Consider the following 15,977-nt stretch of genomic DNA (forward strand, 5'->3'; position numbering starts at 1 on the left):
GTCTAAAAAAAATAATAAATCATTATATTTATATAAGCATTTCAAACATTGCTTCTATTTATATTTGGACTATTCTTTACATTGAAGATAGTTCTAATTTAGCTGTATTAATGCTTATGATTTTATTTTTTATCTTAGGTATTATTTACCTATTTTCTTGGAAAAAGGATTTAAAATGACTTGCGTGATTATGGCTAATGGGGAGTTTTGCACCAATAAAATAACCTTAAATTATCTAAAAAATGCTGATTTTTTAATAGCTTGTGATGGTGCTGCTAATTTGCTTTTGGCTAATAATTATGAGCCTAATGTAATTATTGGGGATTTAGATAGTTTTCAAAATCTAAAAACAAAAGCAAAAATAATTAAAGTAAAAAATCAAAATACAAATGACTTAACAAAAGCCTATAAATACGCTTTATCAATGGATTTTAGTGATATTTTTATCCTTGGTGCTGGGGGCAAAAGAGATGATCATTTTATAGCAAATATAGCTTTATTATTTCAATATTTTAAATTAAAAAATCGCTTTAATAAGACAATAAATCTAAAACTAATCACAAATTACGGGGAATTTTTTATAAAAAATACTGATTTTACTGCTAATTCTTATAAAGGTCAGCAAATATCATTATTTTGCCTTGATAAAAGAGCTAAATTTAGCTCACAAAACCTTAAATATGAGCTAAATAATTTTAATTTTAAATATCTAAATAGCGGGACTTTAAACGAAGCATTAGGCAATACTTTTAGTATTAAAAATCATAATAATAAAGAACTTTTAGTATATTTGAATTTTACTTAATTTATAAATTAGAATTTGATTTAAACTCTTTAATAATTAAATCTAATTTTTTTTCATATTTTTTATAATCTTTCACAACATCTTCATATATATTTAATTTATCATAATATTTTCTTCTTGACAAAAATAATGATTTTTTACTATTTTCTAATTCATCTAAAATATTTTTATCATCAATTTTTTTAACCCAATTAAAAGCATTAGCAATTTTCGTAGGCATTAAAAATTCATCTTTTTTTAAGTATTTTCTAAAAGAATTTAAATCATATAAAAATAAAGCTATTTCGTCTTTATTGTTTTTATCCAATACATAATTTACAAATTCCTTAGTTTTTTTAAGATAAGTATTAAGAAATTTTCTTTCATCTTCTCTTAAACTGCTGGTTAGAGTTTGAGCGTATTTTTCACTTCTACTAGCTATTAATAAAAGCAACATATGTTTTTTATCAATTAGGCTAAATTGTGATATTTGTATTCTATCTACAAATAAATCTAAATCAGAAAAAATTATTCCTTTATAAAGGTTATAAAATTTAATAGAAATAATATTTTTTACAATATTACTAAGATTTAGAGTGTCTTTTGCACTAGCTATGAAATTTGCTTGTTCTAATTCTATAAGTGCTAAGGAATTATCCTTAGCAAACTTATTAAACTCCTTTACAAATTCTATAACTTTTTTCATCATTTGTTCATTGAAATATAGCTATTTAATGCACCTAAATATGCCTTAGCACTAGCTTTCATAGTATCAAGGTCAAGCCCGTGACCAATGATTGCACGCTGACCTTCAAAGCTAACTTTTACACTAACTTGAGCTAAAGCATCTTTACCTTTACTAACCGCATCAACCTTATAATCAAGCAAGCTACCATTTACCTTACTAGCTCTATCAATTACTTTAAATACCGCATCAATTACACCATCTCCAATAGCTGCTTCGCTAAATATTTCTCCATCGCACTCCATAGTAACAGCAGCAGTCGCAAGTGCTGATGAACAATCGCTTACTTGAAGATTTATAAGCTTAAATTTCTCTTCTATTTTAATCTTATCAGCAGCCACTATTGCTATTAAATCCTCATCAAATACTTCTTTTTTCTTATCGCAAAGGTCTTTAAACTCTGCAAATGCACGATTTAACTCATCAGTATCTAATGTAAAGCCAAGAGATTTTAATTTATCATTAAACGCTGCTCTTCCACTATGTTTTCCTAAAACCAAATTATCTTGAACTAAGCCTATATCACTAGCTTTCATAATCTCATAAGTTTCAGGGTGTTTTAACACGCCATCTTGATGAATTCCACTTTCGTGAGAAAAGGCATTTTTACCTACTATTGCTTTATTTGGTTGTGGATTTACACCGATTATATTTGACAATAATCTACTTGATGGATAAATTTCTTTATGATTAATTGTGGTATAAAACTCGCCTAATTCATCAGCTCTAACCTTTAAAGCCATCACAACTTCTTCTAAAGCAGCGTTTCCTGCACGCTCACCTAAGCCATTTAGAGTAACTTCAATTTGTCTAGCACCACCTTTAATAGCAGCAAGTGTGTTTGCAGTAGCTAAACCTAAATCATTGTGATTGTGTGCTGATACTATAAGTCTTCCTTTTGTATAATCGCTAATTTCTTTAAATACCTTATAAATCTCATCAGGCAATCTATATCCAACCGTATCAGGGATATTAAATGTCCTTGCACCTGCTTCATAAACTGCATCTGCCATTTCTTTTAAAAAATTTACATCACTTCTTAAAGCGTCTTCACAAGAAAACTCAACATCATCACATAAACTCTTAGCTAATTTTACATTCTTAACTGCGGTTGCTAAAACTTCTGCTGGAGTTTTTTTAAGCTTGTATTCCATATGAATTGGACTTGTCGCAATAAAAGTATGAATGCGTTTTTTAGCTGCTGGCTCAAGCGCTTTACCTGCTTGAATAATGTCGTTTTCTACACATCTTGCAAGAGAACAAACGCTTGAGTTTTTAATAATTTGTGCAATTTTATTAATCGCTTCGTAATCTCCTGGACTAGATGCTGCAAACCCTACTTCCATAACATCAACACCCAAACGCTCAAGCGCTAAAGCTATTTGGATTTTTTCTTCTGTATTCATTGAAGCACCTGGACTTTGCTCACCATCTCTTAAAGTTGTATCAAATATTATAATTCTTTCACTCATTTTTTTCTTTCCTTTAATTTAATGTATTGTTAGTATATGTATTATTAATAAATTTTTAGTCTATATCGCCCTTGTTTGGGCGAAGGAGTGTAGAATTTTTCACAAGATAATAAGTACATCTATCATCAGATACTTTTTCTTGATATTCCTTATGTTTTAAAATAAAATTCTCAATTAATTGTCTAAAACTACTAAAACCATAATTTTTAGCGTGAAAATCAGAATATTTTTTCTGCATATATGTATTTATTACTGCATATTCTGCTCTAGTTTTTTCATCAATTAAATTATCTATTATTTGCTCTAATTCTTTTAATTGTTCTTTTGGAATTGCTTTTAATCTGTCTTTATCACTACTTTTAACTTTTTCATTATCCAAATAAAAAAACTCATTAAATGAATTTACATATGATTTTAAAGATTTATTAGTCCCTATTCCAATTACTAATTTTTTGTTTTCTCTTAATTTTTGAGCCAAACTCGTATAATCACTATCTCCTGAAACTATAACAAAAACATCTATTTGTTTTTCATAAAATATGCTTAAAGCTTCGGTTGTAAGATACATATCAGATGAGTTTTTACCCGATGAAGTAGAAAATTGCTGCATTGCAATAATGCCATAATCAAATATTTTTTCACGCCAATTTTGAATATTTTCTTTACTCCAATCAGCATATATTCTTTTAATAATAACATTTCCATAATTAGAAGCGTAGTCAAATATTTCTCTAGCATATTTAGCAGGTATATTTTCTGCATCTATAAATACTGCTACGCTACTATTATCCAACATATTTATCCTACTTTTTTAATCTTTTTTATATATAAATTATAAATCGCTCTTGATAAACCATAAATAACATAAGCACTCATTATTAAGGTAAAAATCTCTAAAGGGCGTAAATATATAAGAGAACAAATAAAAATTAAAATCACTAAAGCTTTTAAAATATTTGCTTTTTGAAATTCTATTTTTTTAAAACTTGGATACCTTACATTGCTCACCATCAAAAATGATAATAAAAATGTAAGAAATATAATAAAAATTTCTATAAATGAATTATTATCAAAATGGTGTTTATAAAACACAACCCAAATACCTAAAACAACCGCAGCCGTTGGAATTGGAAGACCTATAAAAACTCTTGGGTCATATGTGCCTGTTGTAACATTAAATCTAGCTAAGCGAATTGCACCAAATATTATAAAAACAGCCATAGCAAGAGAACCAAGTCTTCCATACTCTTGACCTAAATTAAAATAAAATAATATAGCAGGTGCAACTCCAAAAGCAATAATATCAGCTAAACTATCAAATTCTACTCCAAATTTTGAAGCTGTATTTGTAAGTCTTGCCACACGACCATCAAGACCATCACAAATCAAACTTACTATAATTAAAATCATAGCTTTATCATAATCGCCTTTAATAGACGCTAAAATACTTAAAACACCTAAAAATATAGATGCTGCTGTAAATAAATTAGGTAAAATATAAGCTAATTTATGAGAATTTTTTTCCATTTTATTCTCCAATCTTTGCAATATCTGCATTAGCTAAGATTTTATCGTGCATTCCAACTAATAAAGTGCAATTATATGGTAATTTTATATCAACCAATCCTGTTGAAAAAAATCCAATTCTTTGACCTTTAAAAGCTTTTTTTATGTCATAAAAAGAATTTACACAATACCTAGCAGGTTTTAAAATTAATGAAATATCTTTATTGAATACTATTTCAGTAGCATTTGAATAAAAATTATCATTATATTTTAAACCATTAAATTGCTTTTTATAAATATCTTCAGACTTTATCACACTTCTAACTTCTGAAGAATTTAAAAATAAGCTAAAATAATTTTTTTCTAAAGTTAATACTATATTTTTATTATCTTCATCAACATATATTCCAACTACCTTTGCATCAATTGGACTTACTATAGTATTATTATCATAATCAGTGACTTCTCTCTCAACCCTTTTATAAAATAAATGTAGTAATACTAAAATTAAAAATAACAAACAAGAAAAAGAAAATATTAAAGTAAATAATATAAATATTATCCAAGCAATTAATATTATCTTTTTTCCACAATTTGCTATTAAATTCATTTTTCTATCTCACTTAATCTAGTTTCAAAATTATTTTCTATTTCATAATTTTTAATTATTTCTCTTACTTCACTACCTTCTATTACTTCTTTTTCATAAAGTTTTTCAACCATTGTTTCAATTGCTCCACTATATTGTTCTAAAGTAGCAACAACAGATTTAAATCTCTCATCAAGTAAGTTTTTAACATATTCATCTAATTTATGAGCCATATCATCTGAATAATCCTTGATAGTTTGACCACCACCTAAGAATTGATTTCTTTGTTTTTCTAAAACCATAAGTCCAGCAATATCACTCATACCATACATAGAAACCATTGCTTTTATAATATCGGTTGCTCTTTCTAAATCATTACTAGCACCTGTTGAAATCTCTTTAATAAATACATGCTCAGCTGCACGACCACCTAAAAGAACATCAACTTCTGCAATCAACTCGTGTCTTTGCATTAAGAATTTATTTTCTTCAGGAGTATTTAAAGTATAACCAAGCGCTGCTAAACCTCTAGGAATAACAGAAACTTTTGTAACTTTTTTAGCACCTTTTGTTGTCTCTGCTATTAAAGCATGTCCACACTCATGATATGTTACAATTTTTTTCTCTTTATCACTTATTCTTCTTGATTTTTTCTCAAGTCCTGCAATAGCTCTTTCAACTGCTTCAGTTAAATCGCCTTGCTCTACTTCTTTTTTATTATTTCTTCCTGCAAGTAATGCAGCTTCATTTATTATATTTGCCAAATCAGCTCCAGCAAGTCCTGCCGTAAGTCTTGCAATATCTTCAACTTTAACTTCTTTAGCAATTTTTACATCTTTCATATGAACGCTTAAAATATCACATCTTCCTTTAAAATCTGGCTTATCAACTAAAACTTGTCTATCAAAACGACCCGGTCTAAGTAATGCTGCATCTAGCACTTCAGGTCTATTTGTAGCCGCTAATACAATTACAGGGCTTTCTGAACCAAACCCATCCATTTCAGCTAAAAGCTGATTTAAAGTTTGTTCCCTTTCATCGTGCCCGCCCATATGTGAACCTGCTGCACGAGATTTACCAATAGCATCAATTTCATCTATAAAAATAATTGCCGGAGCTTCTTTTTTAGCGTTTTCAAATAAATCTCTAACACGGCTGGCGCCAACACCTACAAACATTTCTATAAAACTTGAACCCGAAACACTAAAAAATGGAACATCAGCTTCACCTGCAACTGCTTTTGCTAAAAGAGTTTTACCTGTGCCTGGAGGTCCAACTAATAATAAACCTTTTGGAATTTTAGCACCTAATTTAATATATCTTTCTGGATATTTTAAAAAATCTACTATTTCTTTTACTTCTTCTTTTGCTTCTTCAACACCTGCTACATCATCAAATTTTACTTTTGGTTTTTCAGAGTTTACTAATTTTTTTGAGTTTCCAATTCCTAAAATTCCGCCACCCATTTTCTTTTGCATTCTATTTGTAATAAATCCCCAAATAGCAAAAAATATAAAAATTGGAATTATCCAAGTAAATAATAAATTAGATAAAAAGTTATTTTCAGAATAAGATGTGTAATTTACATTTTTACTATCAAGTAAAGTAGTAAGATTTGAATCTCTTACTAAGTTTGCAGTATAACTAGAGTTAAGCCCGCTACCTTTTATTTGAGTTTGTCCTATTTGAACTTTTGTTATTTCACCTGTCTCTATTTTTTTCTTAAAGTCAGAATAACTTATTTTATTTCCATTATCAGCTATTCCACCTTCTTCAAAAAATAAAGAAAACCCACCAAATACCAATAGTGAAAAAATTAAAAATATAACTATTGGATTTTTATTAGAATTCTTATTTTCATTATTATTCATTTTTCACCTTATAAACTAAAGTTAGCCAATCTCCTTTTATTTTCTCATCAACTAAAGTTAGTGAAGAAAATTGACTTTTAATCCTTTCAGAATAAGTATTTAAAATACCAGAAAGAATTAAAACTCCGTTCTCATTAAGACTTTTTATCAAATCATTTTTAATAATTAATATCACATCGGCAATTATATTTGCTACTACTAAATCATATTTCTTTTTGGCTTTATCGCAAGAACCTTGCCAAATATTATTAATTTTAAGATTATTTAACTCAAAATTATTTTTAGTACTCATAATTGCTAATTCATCAGTATCACAAGAATCAACGCTAATGCCATAATTAGCCATAACTAAAGATAAAATTCCACTACCACATCCTACATCAAGGCCTGTTTTACAACCCTTATAATATTTTTGCAAAAATTCTACACAAGAATTCGTGCTTTCATGATGACCTGAGCCAAAAGCTAAAGCTGGGTCTATTTTTAGATTTACATAGCCTGCTTTAGGCTCTTGCCAAGTAGTATGTATATATATATTATCTATTAAAATTGGCTTTATATTTTTCTTATATTCATTAATCCAATCCTTATTCTCTTTTTCACAAAGTTCATAAGTAAGATTAATATTTAAATTAGCATCATTAAGTTTTTGTTTTAACTCGCCTAACGCAAAAACTAAATCATCAAGATTATTATCACTTCTTACAATTAATTCATCATTTTTTTCTTCAATTGCATCAACATCAAACGCAAATACAAAATCACTAATAAACTCCAAATTATTTGTTTTAATAACTAATTCTTGATAAGTATTACGCATAATTATCCTAAAACATCTTCTAATTTTTCTTTTAATACTTGTGGAGTAAAAGGTTTTACTATATAGTTATTAACACCAGCTTTTAATGCTGTAATAACTTCTGCTTTACCACCTTCAGTAGTTACCATGATGATTGGCATATCTGCATATTTAGCTTCAGCTCTTACTTTTTTAACAAGTTCAAGACCATTCATTTCAGGCATATTCCAATCTGTTATTAAAACATCAATATCGCTATTTGCACATAACAATCCCCAAGCTTCCACGCCATGTTCAGCTTCTAAAACATCCTCATGACCTAATCTTTGTAAAGTATTTTTAATAATTCTTCTCATTGTAGAGCTATCATCTACTACTAATAATTTCACTTCAAAATCCTTTTGTAATATTATTTTTCATGGTGCGTTTAGCGAGACTTGAACTCGCACACCTGTTGGCACTACCCCCTCAAGATAGCGTGTCTACCAATTCCACCATAAACGCAAAAAAGGCTACAAAAGTAGCCTAAAATTATCCTAAAAATGGGTTAGCGTATAATAATACTAATCCAATAACTAGAGCATAAATTACTTGTGCTTCAATTAACGCAATAGCAATAAACATAGTTGTTGATAATTTACCACCTAAACTAGGGTTTCTAGCAGTTCCTGCAATAGTCGCAGCAGCAGCATGACCCATACCAATAGCACCACCAAGTGCAGCAACACCTAAGCCAATACCAGCAGCTAAAACAGAACAAGCTTTTAATAACTCGCTACCGATTTCAGTTTCTGCAGCAAAAGCAACACTAGAAAAAGCAAGTAAAACTAATAAAAACTTTTTCATAAAATCTCCTAATAAAAATATATATAATTTTCCTTTCGGCTTGCGTATCCCTACTAAAAAAATTATGCTCTATATTCTATTAAGCTAAAGTAAATAAATTAAGACCTAGTAAAAAAACTAAGAGTTGTGTTGCCGAATTTTTTTACCTTAAATAAGATATATTTTAAAGATGCAAATTCAACCTTGCTAGAATGCTCTATAATGACAATATCACAATCTAAATTCTCATATAAATTCTTGATTTTCAAATATACATTACTAAAACCATCTCTAATATCAAATGGCGGGTCTAAATAAAGAATAGTTTTTTCATTTTGTAATTTGGCAATAATATTAGGTAAAGCTTTAAAAGTATCGTCATTTAAAACTTCTATATTTAAATCTTTTGTATTTTTTAAAGCACTTTTATACGCTAATTTATCAATCTCAATAGCAAATGCCTTTTTTGCATAATTACTAATAGCCTCAATCGCCATACTAGCACTACCGCCAAATGCTTCTATAAAAACATATTCCCTTAAATCATCTCTTAAAACATTAAAAACACAAGATTTAACTATACTTTTTGTAGCTCTTGTGGTATCTTTTGATGGATTTTCTAAAATTTTACCTTTTAAAAAACCGCTCTGAACTCTTAAAACATTATTTTTCATACATTAATTGAAGTAAATCATATTTAAATTTATTAAGTAATTTATCAAGTTTTTCTTCAAAACTTAAAACCTTATTATCATCTTGATTTATTGTGCTTGAAAACTCATATAAAGCATCAATTAATTGCTCTTTACTAAAAGGCAATTTTAAATGTGCATTATTAAAACCTATTATAAATTGTGGTTTTTTTGCGTGCATTAATTTTTCATCAGTGATTAAAAAATCGCAATCTTTTTTATTTGCTAAATAATCTTGTAAAAATAATATTAAAGTCTTTTCTAATAAAATATCTTTGCACGCAATGGCTATTTTCATACCAAACTAACCTTTAATTTATGTTCTTTAAGACTAGCTGGAATATTACCATTAGCTAAAGCTATGAACTCAGCCATATGTAAAATATAAAAATCACTAAAATCTCTATTAGATACTTTTTGTAATTCGCCACTTAAAGTATCAAACATTTTAAAGCTTAAACTATCGCCAACTACTAAAAAATCAGCACCGCTATCATAAGCATCTAAAACTATCTTAGCTGCTTTTTTATATGCTACTTGTTTATCAAAATCTAAAAATCTAAAACCATTTTCAAATTCTTGAGTTTCGTAATTTATTAATTTTGCCTTAGTCTTTTTTAAAAAATGTAAAAATAAATCAATGGTAAAACCACGATAAACAGCTACATTAAAACCATTAAAATCGTTTTTAATTTCTATATTTTGTAAATCTTGAATAACACATGAAGCGTTTTTATAATTTTTCTTTGCATAATCTAAAATACTAGTATCGCAGATTAAATTCATCTCTCCTAAACAAGAATCAAATTCTTTTTTATATTCATCTGCTTTATATTCACTCATAAAACTAGGTGTTTTTACATAGGTTTTTCTATAATCACCTTTTAATAAATTAGAAAAATTAAAATCATCATTTATTAAAGTTATCATCTAATCTCCTTTTGATGTTTTAAAGAATTTTTAATTTCTTCATATTTTTCATAATCACTATATAAAAATGGTTTTAAGCTTACACTATACTCAATTCCTTTTTCCTTATCAAAAACAATATCTAAAATATCTTTTCTTTTATTAGGATATTTTTCTAATAATTTATTTGCAAACACAAACGCACTATCACCTAAAAATTCATCATTATATTCACGAATATCACTTGCATAATATAAAAATTTATAAGTTAAATAATCTTTATAATCATCTGCATTGCAAATATTTTTAAAATAATCAAAAACTTTTATAAAATCACTATCATCACACATTAAATCAAGCTTTGCTCTTTTTAAATCAATTGCACTTACACAAAAATCATTTCCAAATTTTTTAATAAGTTCATTTATCCTTGTATTAAGTGATAAAACTTTATTTTCAATCCTTACAAATTCATTACAATCTGGCATATTAAAATATCTATCTTGTTGTTTTACTAACCCTAAAACATCGTAAAGTGTAGAACTATCGTTAATGTCTTTTAAATTAATCTCATATGGCTTATAGTAAAACTCATAATCTCTACTAGCATCAAATCTAAATACTCTTAAAATAAAACTTCTCATAACAAAATTCCTTTTTTACTAATTTATATCAAAAAAATGTTATAAATTATTAAAAGGATTTAATATGTATTTAAGAGCAAACACTCATTCAAAAATCAATGTTTATTTTTCAAAAAATTCTAGCGATTTCGTAGTGCGTGAAATACCATTATACGAATTTAGTGGCTCTGGAGAGCATTTGATTTTACATATACAAAAGAAAGATTTAAGCACAAATGAACTTTTAAAAGATTTAAGTGCAGCAACAGGAATTAAAGCAAAAGATTTTGGTTACGCAGGTCTTAAAGACAAGCAAGGACTTACATTTCAATACATTTCAATGCCTAAAAAATACGAGAAAGAATTAGCTAAATTTTCTCATGAAAAATGTAAAATTATTGATACTTTTTTACACAATAATAAATTAAAAATCGGACATTTAAAAGGTAATTCATTTTTTATAAGATTAAAAAAAGTTAATAAAATTGACGCCTTAAAGATTGAACAAATTTTTACAAATATTAAAGAAAATGGCTTTCCTAATTATTATGGCTATCAGCGTTTTGGCAAAGATAATGATAATGCAAAAACAGGCTTAGAAATATTAAAAAACGAATTAAAATTTAAAAATAATAAATTAAATAACTTTTTAATTTCTGCATTTCAAAGCGAATTATTCAATACATATTTATCAAAAAGAATAGAAATTTCAAGATTTAGCAATGATTTTTCTAAACAAGAATTATTAGCACTTTATAAAGATAAAACTTTAGTTGAAAATCTAAAAAAACAAGAGCAATTTTTTAAATTATTTGATAATGAAATATATGAGCATTATCCTTACGGCAAGGTATTTAATGAGAATTTAGAAGATGGTTTAAAAAGATTTTTAGCAAGAGATATTAGCCCTTCTGGATTGATACTAGGAAATAAACCTAAATTAAATGAAGGTTTTTTAGGTGAAATTGAAAATAGCATATATAAAGATTATTTTGATTTATTAAAAACTCAAAATGGTTCAAGAAGATATTTATGGACTTACACAAATGATGAAAAAATTAACTATAATGAAGAATTAGCACAACTTAGCCTTGAATTTAGCCTACAAAAAGGCTCGTACGCAACAGTCGTGCTTGATGAAATAATACATTTAGAAAGGAATGAAATAAATTAATTTGATTTATTTCATTGATTAAACAGCACGCTGCCTAAGCGTATCATATTTGCTCCACTTTTAATAGCTATTTCATAATCACTACTCATACCCATAGAGCAAATCTTAGCTCCATCTTTTTTAAGCTCATCATAAATCTTATAACACAAATCAAAACTCTTAATAATTTGCTTAATATCATCGCTCATAGCACCTATACACATAACTCCTACAGGCTTTATGAATTTACAATTTTGTTTAATCGCTAAATACTCATCAATCGCTTTACTTGGATTAATACCAGCCTTGCTATCTTCGTTAGCCACATTTATCTCAAGCAATGTATCTAGCTCATAATCAAGTCTAGCATCAACATATTTTGCAAGGTCTAAATTAATGCAACTTTGCCACATAACAGGCTTTGTTTTTATAAGTAAATTAGCTTTGTTTTTTTGCAAATTTCCTATGAAATGCCAGTTAATATCACTTGATAATTCAGCCTTTTTTCTAGCTAAATCTTGCACTTTGTTTTCGCCAAATTCAATTTGCCCTAATTTATGTAAAGCCATTATTTTCTCATCTGTTGTATATTTACTAACCGCTATAATTCTTATATCTTTATATTTTTCTTTTAGTTCTAAATAAGTCATTTTTCTACCTTAATGAATATAATTTTTTTCTCTCGCTTGAGCTTGGAATATCTAGTAATTTTCTATATTTTGTGATAGTTCTTCTTACTATTTTTACATTAAATTCTTTTTCTATTTTTTCTAAAATTAATTGATCGCTTAAAGGTTTTAAGTGATTTTCATTTTTGATTAATTCACTTACAAATTCTTTGATGGTTTTATTACTTGTGCCATCGTTTAATTCTGCTGCAAAAAAGTCTTTAATAGCTATTATCCCACGATTTGAGCTAATGTATTTATTAGCTATTGCACGGCTAATTGTACTAGTATTTCTATCAAGTTCGGTTGCTAAATCCTGCATTTTTAATGGCTTAATATCTCCACCTAAAAAATAATCATATTGATATTCAACTATCATTAAAGCAAGTTTTTTTAAAGTCGCCTTTCTCATCTCTAAAGCATCTACTAAATTTTTAGCATTTTTTACTTGTTCTTTTAGCTCTTTATAGTCTTGAATTTCAATCTGCGGATAATAATCATCATTGATAATTATTTCTAATTTTCCATTCTCATTTAAGATATAAATATCAGGGATAATCTCTTTGCTATCTTCTAAATCATCAATAAAAGGCGGTAGATTAAAGCTTTTTATAATTCTTATTGCGTCTTTATATAAAGGATTTTTAGTATATTTTGATAAATTATCTAAATCATTTATAAGCTTTTTACATAATAAAAATAATTCATTTTCTAAATTCGCATTCAATAAGCAAAACTCTAAAGCTTCAATATAATTAATCGCACCAACTCCTAAAGGCTCAAGGTAGCAAAATCTCTTTCTAACTTTTTCTATATCTTCTAATAAATATCCTAAACAAATATTTTCATCATATACAAAATATCCATTCTCATCAAGACAACTTATAATAATTCTTGCAATTTCTTGAGATTTTTGAGTAGGAAATAAAGTCTTATTAAGCTGTAATTCTAAATCATCATATATGCTTTTTTTAGCGATATTTAATTCTTCAATCAAACCACCGCCTTTAGAATATAATTGTCTTATACTTTTGTTAGATTTTTTATCATTTATTTCTTTTTTTGAGCTAATTTTTATACAAGGATTATCTTTTGCTAGATTATTTACTTCATCTTCTAAATCATCACTACTAGCTTGAAGCAGTGGCAACCAGCTTCTAAGGGTTTGAGATAATTTTGGCTTTTGGCTTACTTGCTGACGGACTTTTAACATTATAAAGAAAAGTTTTTACCTAAATATTTGCTTTTTACTATTTCATTATTTGCAATTTCTTTAGCACTTCCACTAGCTAAAATACTACCGCTATCTAAAACATAAGCTTTATCACAAATTCTAAGGGTCTCACGGACATTATGGTCAGTAATTAATACGCCTATATTTAAATCTTTTAAATCCTTAATAATGCTTTGAACATCATTAATACTTTTTGGATCAACCCCAGCAAAAGGCTCATCAAGTAATAAAAACTTAGGCTCTAAAACTAAAGCTCTAGCTATTTCTAATCTACGACGCTCCCCACCGCTAAGACTTTTTGCAAGGCGGTCTTTTCTATCATAAATCTTTAAAAGATTTAATTTTTCTTCTATTAATTCATCTATATTTTTAAGCCCTTTAAGCTCTGCTGCAATTTGCATATTTTCCCAAACACTTAAATCTTTTAAAACACTTGAATCTTGTGGTAAATAACCAATGCCTAGAATTGCGCGTTTGTGAAGTGGCTCGTTAGTAATATTTAAATCATCTAAAAAAATATCCCCAGCACTAGGGCTAACAAGTCCGCAAATCATATAAAATGTAGTAGTTTTTCCTGCACCATTACTTCCAAACAATCCTACTATTTGAGAATTATCCATACTAATATCTACATTTTTTATAATTTCTATATTTTTTATACTTTTTTTTAGACCACACGCTTTTAAATTAACTAAACTCATAAAGCCTACCTTCATTATTAGTGCTAATTTTTACAATCTTGTATCTAAGTGCAAATTGCTCTAATATTTTTATAAAATCATCATCAGCCCATTCAATTAAATGAAGACCATCATTAAACAAATTCTCAAACAAACCATTTTCTATAAAAGCTTTTGTTCCTTTTTGATAAATATCATAATGATAAATCGTATTAGTATCGTTTTTATAAGTATTTAATACACTAAAAGTTGGAGAAATTGCTTTTTGATTTAATTTTTTATTTGCTATTTTATTTACTAAAGTAGTTTTACCACTAGCTAAATCGCCTTGTAATAAATAAATCCCATTATCACCAAACTCATTTACCACTAAATCTAAATTATCTAAATTAGCTTTGATTATCATCTAGTTTTTCCACATATTCATTTGATTTTGCTTTAGCTACATTTTTGGTTGTAGGTAAAGCTAATACCTTAAATCTAATTTGCTCGTTTAAAAGATTTAGACTTATAATATCGCCAACTTTTACTTCTTTACTAGGTTTAACAACATTTCCATTTACACAAATAACGCCGTTTTTACACATATCAAGTGAAATTGAACGGCGTTTTGTGATATTTACTGCATTTAAAAATTTATCTACTCTCATAAAGAGCATTTTAGCTAGTTAGGAATAATTATTGCTTACAATTTAATCGTTTTTAAGAACTCAAATCTTTTTTTATACATTGAGCGTTTTTTTGATGGTATTTCTTCTAAATCTTTTTGCAAATATTCTAATACATAAAATGATTTTTCTTCTTTAATAATTTTTGTATTTTCTTGCCATATTTCGTCATAATTTGGTATTACAAATACTCTTCCATCTCTTTTTCTATTGCGTTTAAATCTTGATACTAAAAATCTATCCTTTACTCCGCAAACTTTATTTATACCTAAAAACTCAGCAAAAATAAAAGCAAAAAATATAATAAAATTAAGCGGTCTTAAGCCAAAATAAACTTTAGTAAATTCTTTTATCTCATCTTTAGTATTTAAATTACCTTGTAAGGCTGTGATTAATAAAGCATCATTTAATAAAATAAAACTTAAAGAATATAAAAGCTCATTTTTATAATGCAAATGAATTGTAAAAAGTCCTTCGCTAATTACTTTAGGATTTGAGCTAAGCGTAATTTTTAAATCAAATTCATTAAAAATAATCTCATCATTACTTAAAATATCCAAAAATCTATTTGTAATAATTTCTAAATCCCTTTTAAAACATTCATTTGAATATTCAAAAGTAAAATTAGTAGCCCCGTATTTTTTGCATAACATATCATTGTGATATTTTAAATTCTCGCTAAATTTATTAGATAATTTCGGATAATCTAGTAGAATTTGATTTAGGAATTTATGATTTTTAAAATGAATTATCTTTCTT

At 27.2% G+C, this 15,977-nt stretch carries 21 protein-coding genes and 1 tRNA gene; 2 read left to right on the forward strand and 20 right to left on the reverse strand.

What is annotated here, in order from left to right; translation table 11 throughout:
- Positions 1-175 precede the first annotated feature (175 nt).
- A complete protein-coding gene (locus KJQ99_RS05575) occupies positions 176-805 on the forward strand; it encodes a thiamine diphosphokinase (protein WP_214150232.1) in 630 nt (209 codons plus the stop codon).
- A 1-nt stretch (position 806) separates the two neighbouring features.
- On the opposite strand, the gene KJQ99_RS05580 is transcribed toward KJQ99_RS05575, so the two are convergent.
- The 14 genes from KJQ99_RS05580 to KJQ99_RS05645 form a co-directional block, all read right to left on the reverse strand.
- A complete protein-coding gene (locus KJQ99_RS05580; protein ID WP_214150233.1) occupies positions 807-1,490 on the reverse strand; it encodes a hypothetical protein in 684 nt (227 codons plus the stop codon).
- Positions 1,490-3,001, reverse strand: coding sequence for a 2-isopropylmalate synthase (locus tag KJQ99_RS05585; RefSeq protein ID WP_214120014.1), 1,512 nt, complete (start codon positions 2,999-3,001; stop codon positions 1,490-1,492). Before KJQ99_RS05585 ends, KJQ99_RS05580 begins: the two co-directional genes overlap by 1 nt.
- A gap of 55 nt (positions 3,002-3,056) precedes the next feature.
- Positions 3,057-3,794 carry an NYN domain-containing protein gene (locus tag KJQ99_RS05590; protein ID WP_214116012.1) on the reverse strand — a complete coding sequence of 246 codons (738 nt, stop codon included), beginning with the start codon at positions 3,792-3,794 and terminating at the stop codon, positions 3,057-3,059.
- 5 nt (positions 3,795-3,799) lie between these two features.
- Positions 3,800-4,528, reverse strand: coding sequence for a CDP-diacylglycerol--serine O-phosphatidyltransferase (pssA, locus tag KJQ99_RS05595; protein ID WP_214120015.1), 729 nt, complete (start codon positions 4,526-4,528; stop codon positions 3,800-3,802).
- 1 nt (position 4,529) lies between these two features.
- Entirely contained in the window at positions 4,530-5,117 is a 588-nt protein-coding gene (locus tag KJQ99_RS05600) for a hypothetical protein (protein ID WP_214120016.1), read from the reverse strand.
- Positions 5,114-6,967: an ATP-dependent zinc metalloprotease FtsH gene (gene ftsH, locus KJQ99_RS05605; RefSeq protein ID WP_214115875.1), complete on the reverse strand. Its 1,854-nt coding sequence runs from the start codon at positions 6,965-6,967 to the stop codon at positions 5,114-5,116. The genes KJQ99_RS05600 and ftsH overlap by 4 nt, the downstream gene beginning before the upstream one ends.
- A complete protein-coding gene (locus tag KJQ99_RS05610) occupies positions 6,960-7,787 on the reverse strand; it encodes a 50S ribosomal protein L11 methyltransferase (RefSeq protein WP_214120017.1) in 828 nt (275 codons plus the stop codon). The genes ftsH and KJQ99_RS05610 overlap by 8 nt, the downstream gene beginning before the upstream one ends.
- Positions 7,788-7,789: 2 nt before the next feature.
- Positions 7,790-8,155 (reverse strand): chemotaxis response regulator CheY, encoded by a 366-nt coding sequence (locus tag KJQ99_RS05615; protein ID WP_214115879.1) that lies wholly within the window; start codon positions 8,153-8,155, stop codon positions 7,790-7,792.
- 30 nt (positions 8,156-8,185) lie between these two features.
- Positions 8,186-8,270 (reverse strand) — tRNA-Leu (locus KJQ99_RS05620).
- Positions 8,271-8,297: 27 nt separating this feature from the next.
- On the reverse strand, positions 8,298-8,612 hold the full coding sequence (locus KJQ99_RS05625; RefSeq protein WP_214115881.1) for a F0F1 ATP synthase subunit C: 315 nt from the start codon (positions 8,610-8,612) through the stop codon (positions 8,298-8,300).
- A 98-nt stretch (positions 8,613-8,710) separates the two neighbouring features.
- Complete coding sequence (locus tag KJQ99_RS05630) at positions 8,711-9,265, reverse strand: RsmD family RNA methyltransferase (protein ID WP_214150234.1); 555 nt, start codon at positions 9,263-9,265, stop codon at positions 8,711-8,713.
- On the reverse strand, positions 9,255-9,581 hold the full coding sequence (locus KJQ99_RS05635; protein ID WP_214115885.1) for an ornithine carbamoyltransferase: 327 nt from the start codon (positions 9,579-9,581) through the stop codon (positions 9,255-9,257). The genes KJQ99_RS05630 and KJQ99_RS05635 overlap by 11 nt, the downstream gene beginning before the upstream one ends.
- Positions 9,578-10,213 carry an HdrB C-terminal domain-containing protein gene (locus tag KJQ99_RS05640; protein ID WP_214115887.1) on the reverse strand — a complete coding sequence of 212 codons (636 nt, stop codon included), beginning with the start codon at positions 10,211-10,213 and terminating at the stop codon, positions 9,578-9,580. Before KJQ99_RS05640 ends, KJQ99_RS05635 begins: the two co-directional genes overlap by 4 nt.
- Positions 10,210-10,836 carry a DUF5644 domain-containing protein gene (locus tag KJQ99_RS05645; protein ID WP_214150235.1) on the reverse strand — a complete coding sequence of 209 codons (627 nt, stop codon included), beginning with the start codon at positions 10,834-10,836 and terminating at the stop codon, positions 10,210-10,212. Before KJQ99_RS05645 ends, KJQ99_RS05640 begins: the two co-directional genes overlap by 4 nt.
- A gap of 64 nt (positions 10,837-10,900) precedes the next feature.
- On the opposite strand from KJQ99_RS05645, the gene truD reads away from it, so the two are divergent.
- Positions 10,901-11,989: a tRNA pseudouridine(13) synthase TruD gene (gene truD / locus KJQ99_RS05650; RefSeq protein WP_214150236.1), complete on the forward strand. Its 1,089-nt coding sequence runs from the start codon at positions 10,901-10,903 to the stop codon at positions 11,987-11,989.
- 11 nt (positions 11,990-12,000) lie between these two features.
- Here the strand turns inward: truD and KJQ99_RS05655 are convergent, their stop codons facing one another.
- From KJQ99_RS05655 to KJQ99_RS05680, 6 genes are all read right to left on the reverse strand, one after another.
- A complete protein-coding gene (locus tag KJQ99_RS05655; RefSeq protein ID WP_214150237.1) occupies positions 12,001-12,618 on the reverse strand; it encodes a YggS family pyridoxal phosphate-dependent enzyme in 618 nt (205 codons plus the stop codon).
- A 4-nt stretch (positions 12,619-12,622) separates the two neighbouring features.
- Positions 12,623-13,849, reverse strand: a complete 1,227-nt coding sequence (locus KJQ99_RS05660) for an RNA polymerase factor sigma-54 (RefSeq protein WP_214115898.1) — start codon at positions 13,847-13,849, stop codon at positions 12,623-12,625.
- On the reverse strand, positions 13,849-14,571 hold the full coding sequence (lptB, locus tag KJQ99_RS05665) for an LPS export ABC transporter ATP-binding protein (RefSeq protein ID WP_214115900.1): 723 nt from the start codon (positions 14,569-14,571) through the stop codon (positions 13,849-13,851). Before lptB ends, KJQ99_RS05660 begins: the two co-directional genes overlap by 1 nt.
- A complete protein-coding gene (gene tsaE, locus KJQ99_RS05670; protein WP_214115903.1) occupies positions 14,558-14,956 on the reverse strand; it encodes a tRNA (adenosine(37)-N6)-threonylcarbamoyltransferase complex ATPase subunit type 1 TsaE in 399 nt (132 codons plus the stop codon). The genes lptB and tsaE overlap by 14 nt, the downstream gene beginning before the upstream one ends.
- Positions 14,940-15,200 carry an RNA-binding S4 domain-containing protein gene (locus KJQ99_RS05675; RefSeq protein WP_214150238.1) on the reverse strand — a complete coding sequence of 87 codons (261 nt, stop codon included), beginning with the start codon at positions 15,198-15,200 and terminating at the stop codon, positions 14,940-14,942. Before KJQ99_RS05675 ends, tsaE begins: the two co-directional genes overlap by 17 nt.
- A gap of 35 nt (positions 15,201-15,235) precedes the next feature.
- A partial coding sequence (locus KJQ99_RS05680) for a DUF535 family protein (protein ID WP_214150239.1) occupies positions 15,236-15,977 on the reverse strand: 742 nt, incomplete at its 5' end.

This window comes from Campylobacter sp. 2018MI13, assembly GCF_018501135.1.
Classification (GTDB): Bacteria; Campylobacterota; Campylobacteria; order Campylobacterales; family Campylobacteraceae; genus Campylobacter_E.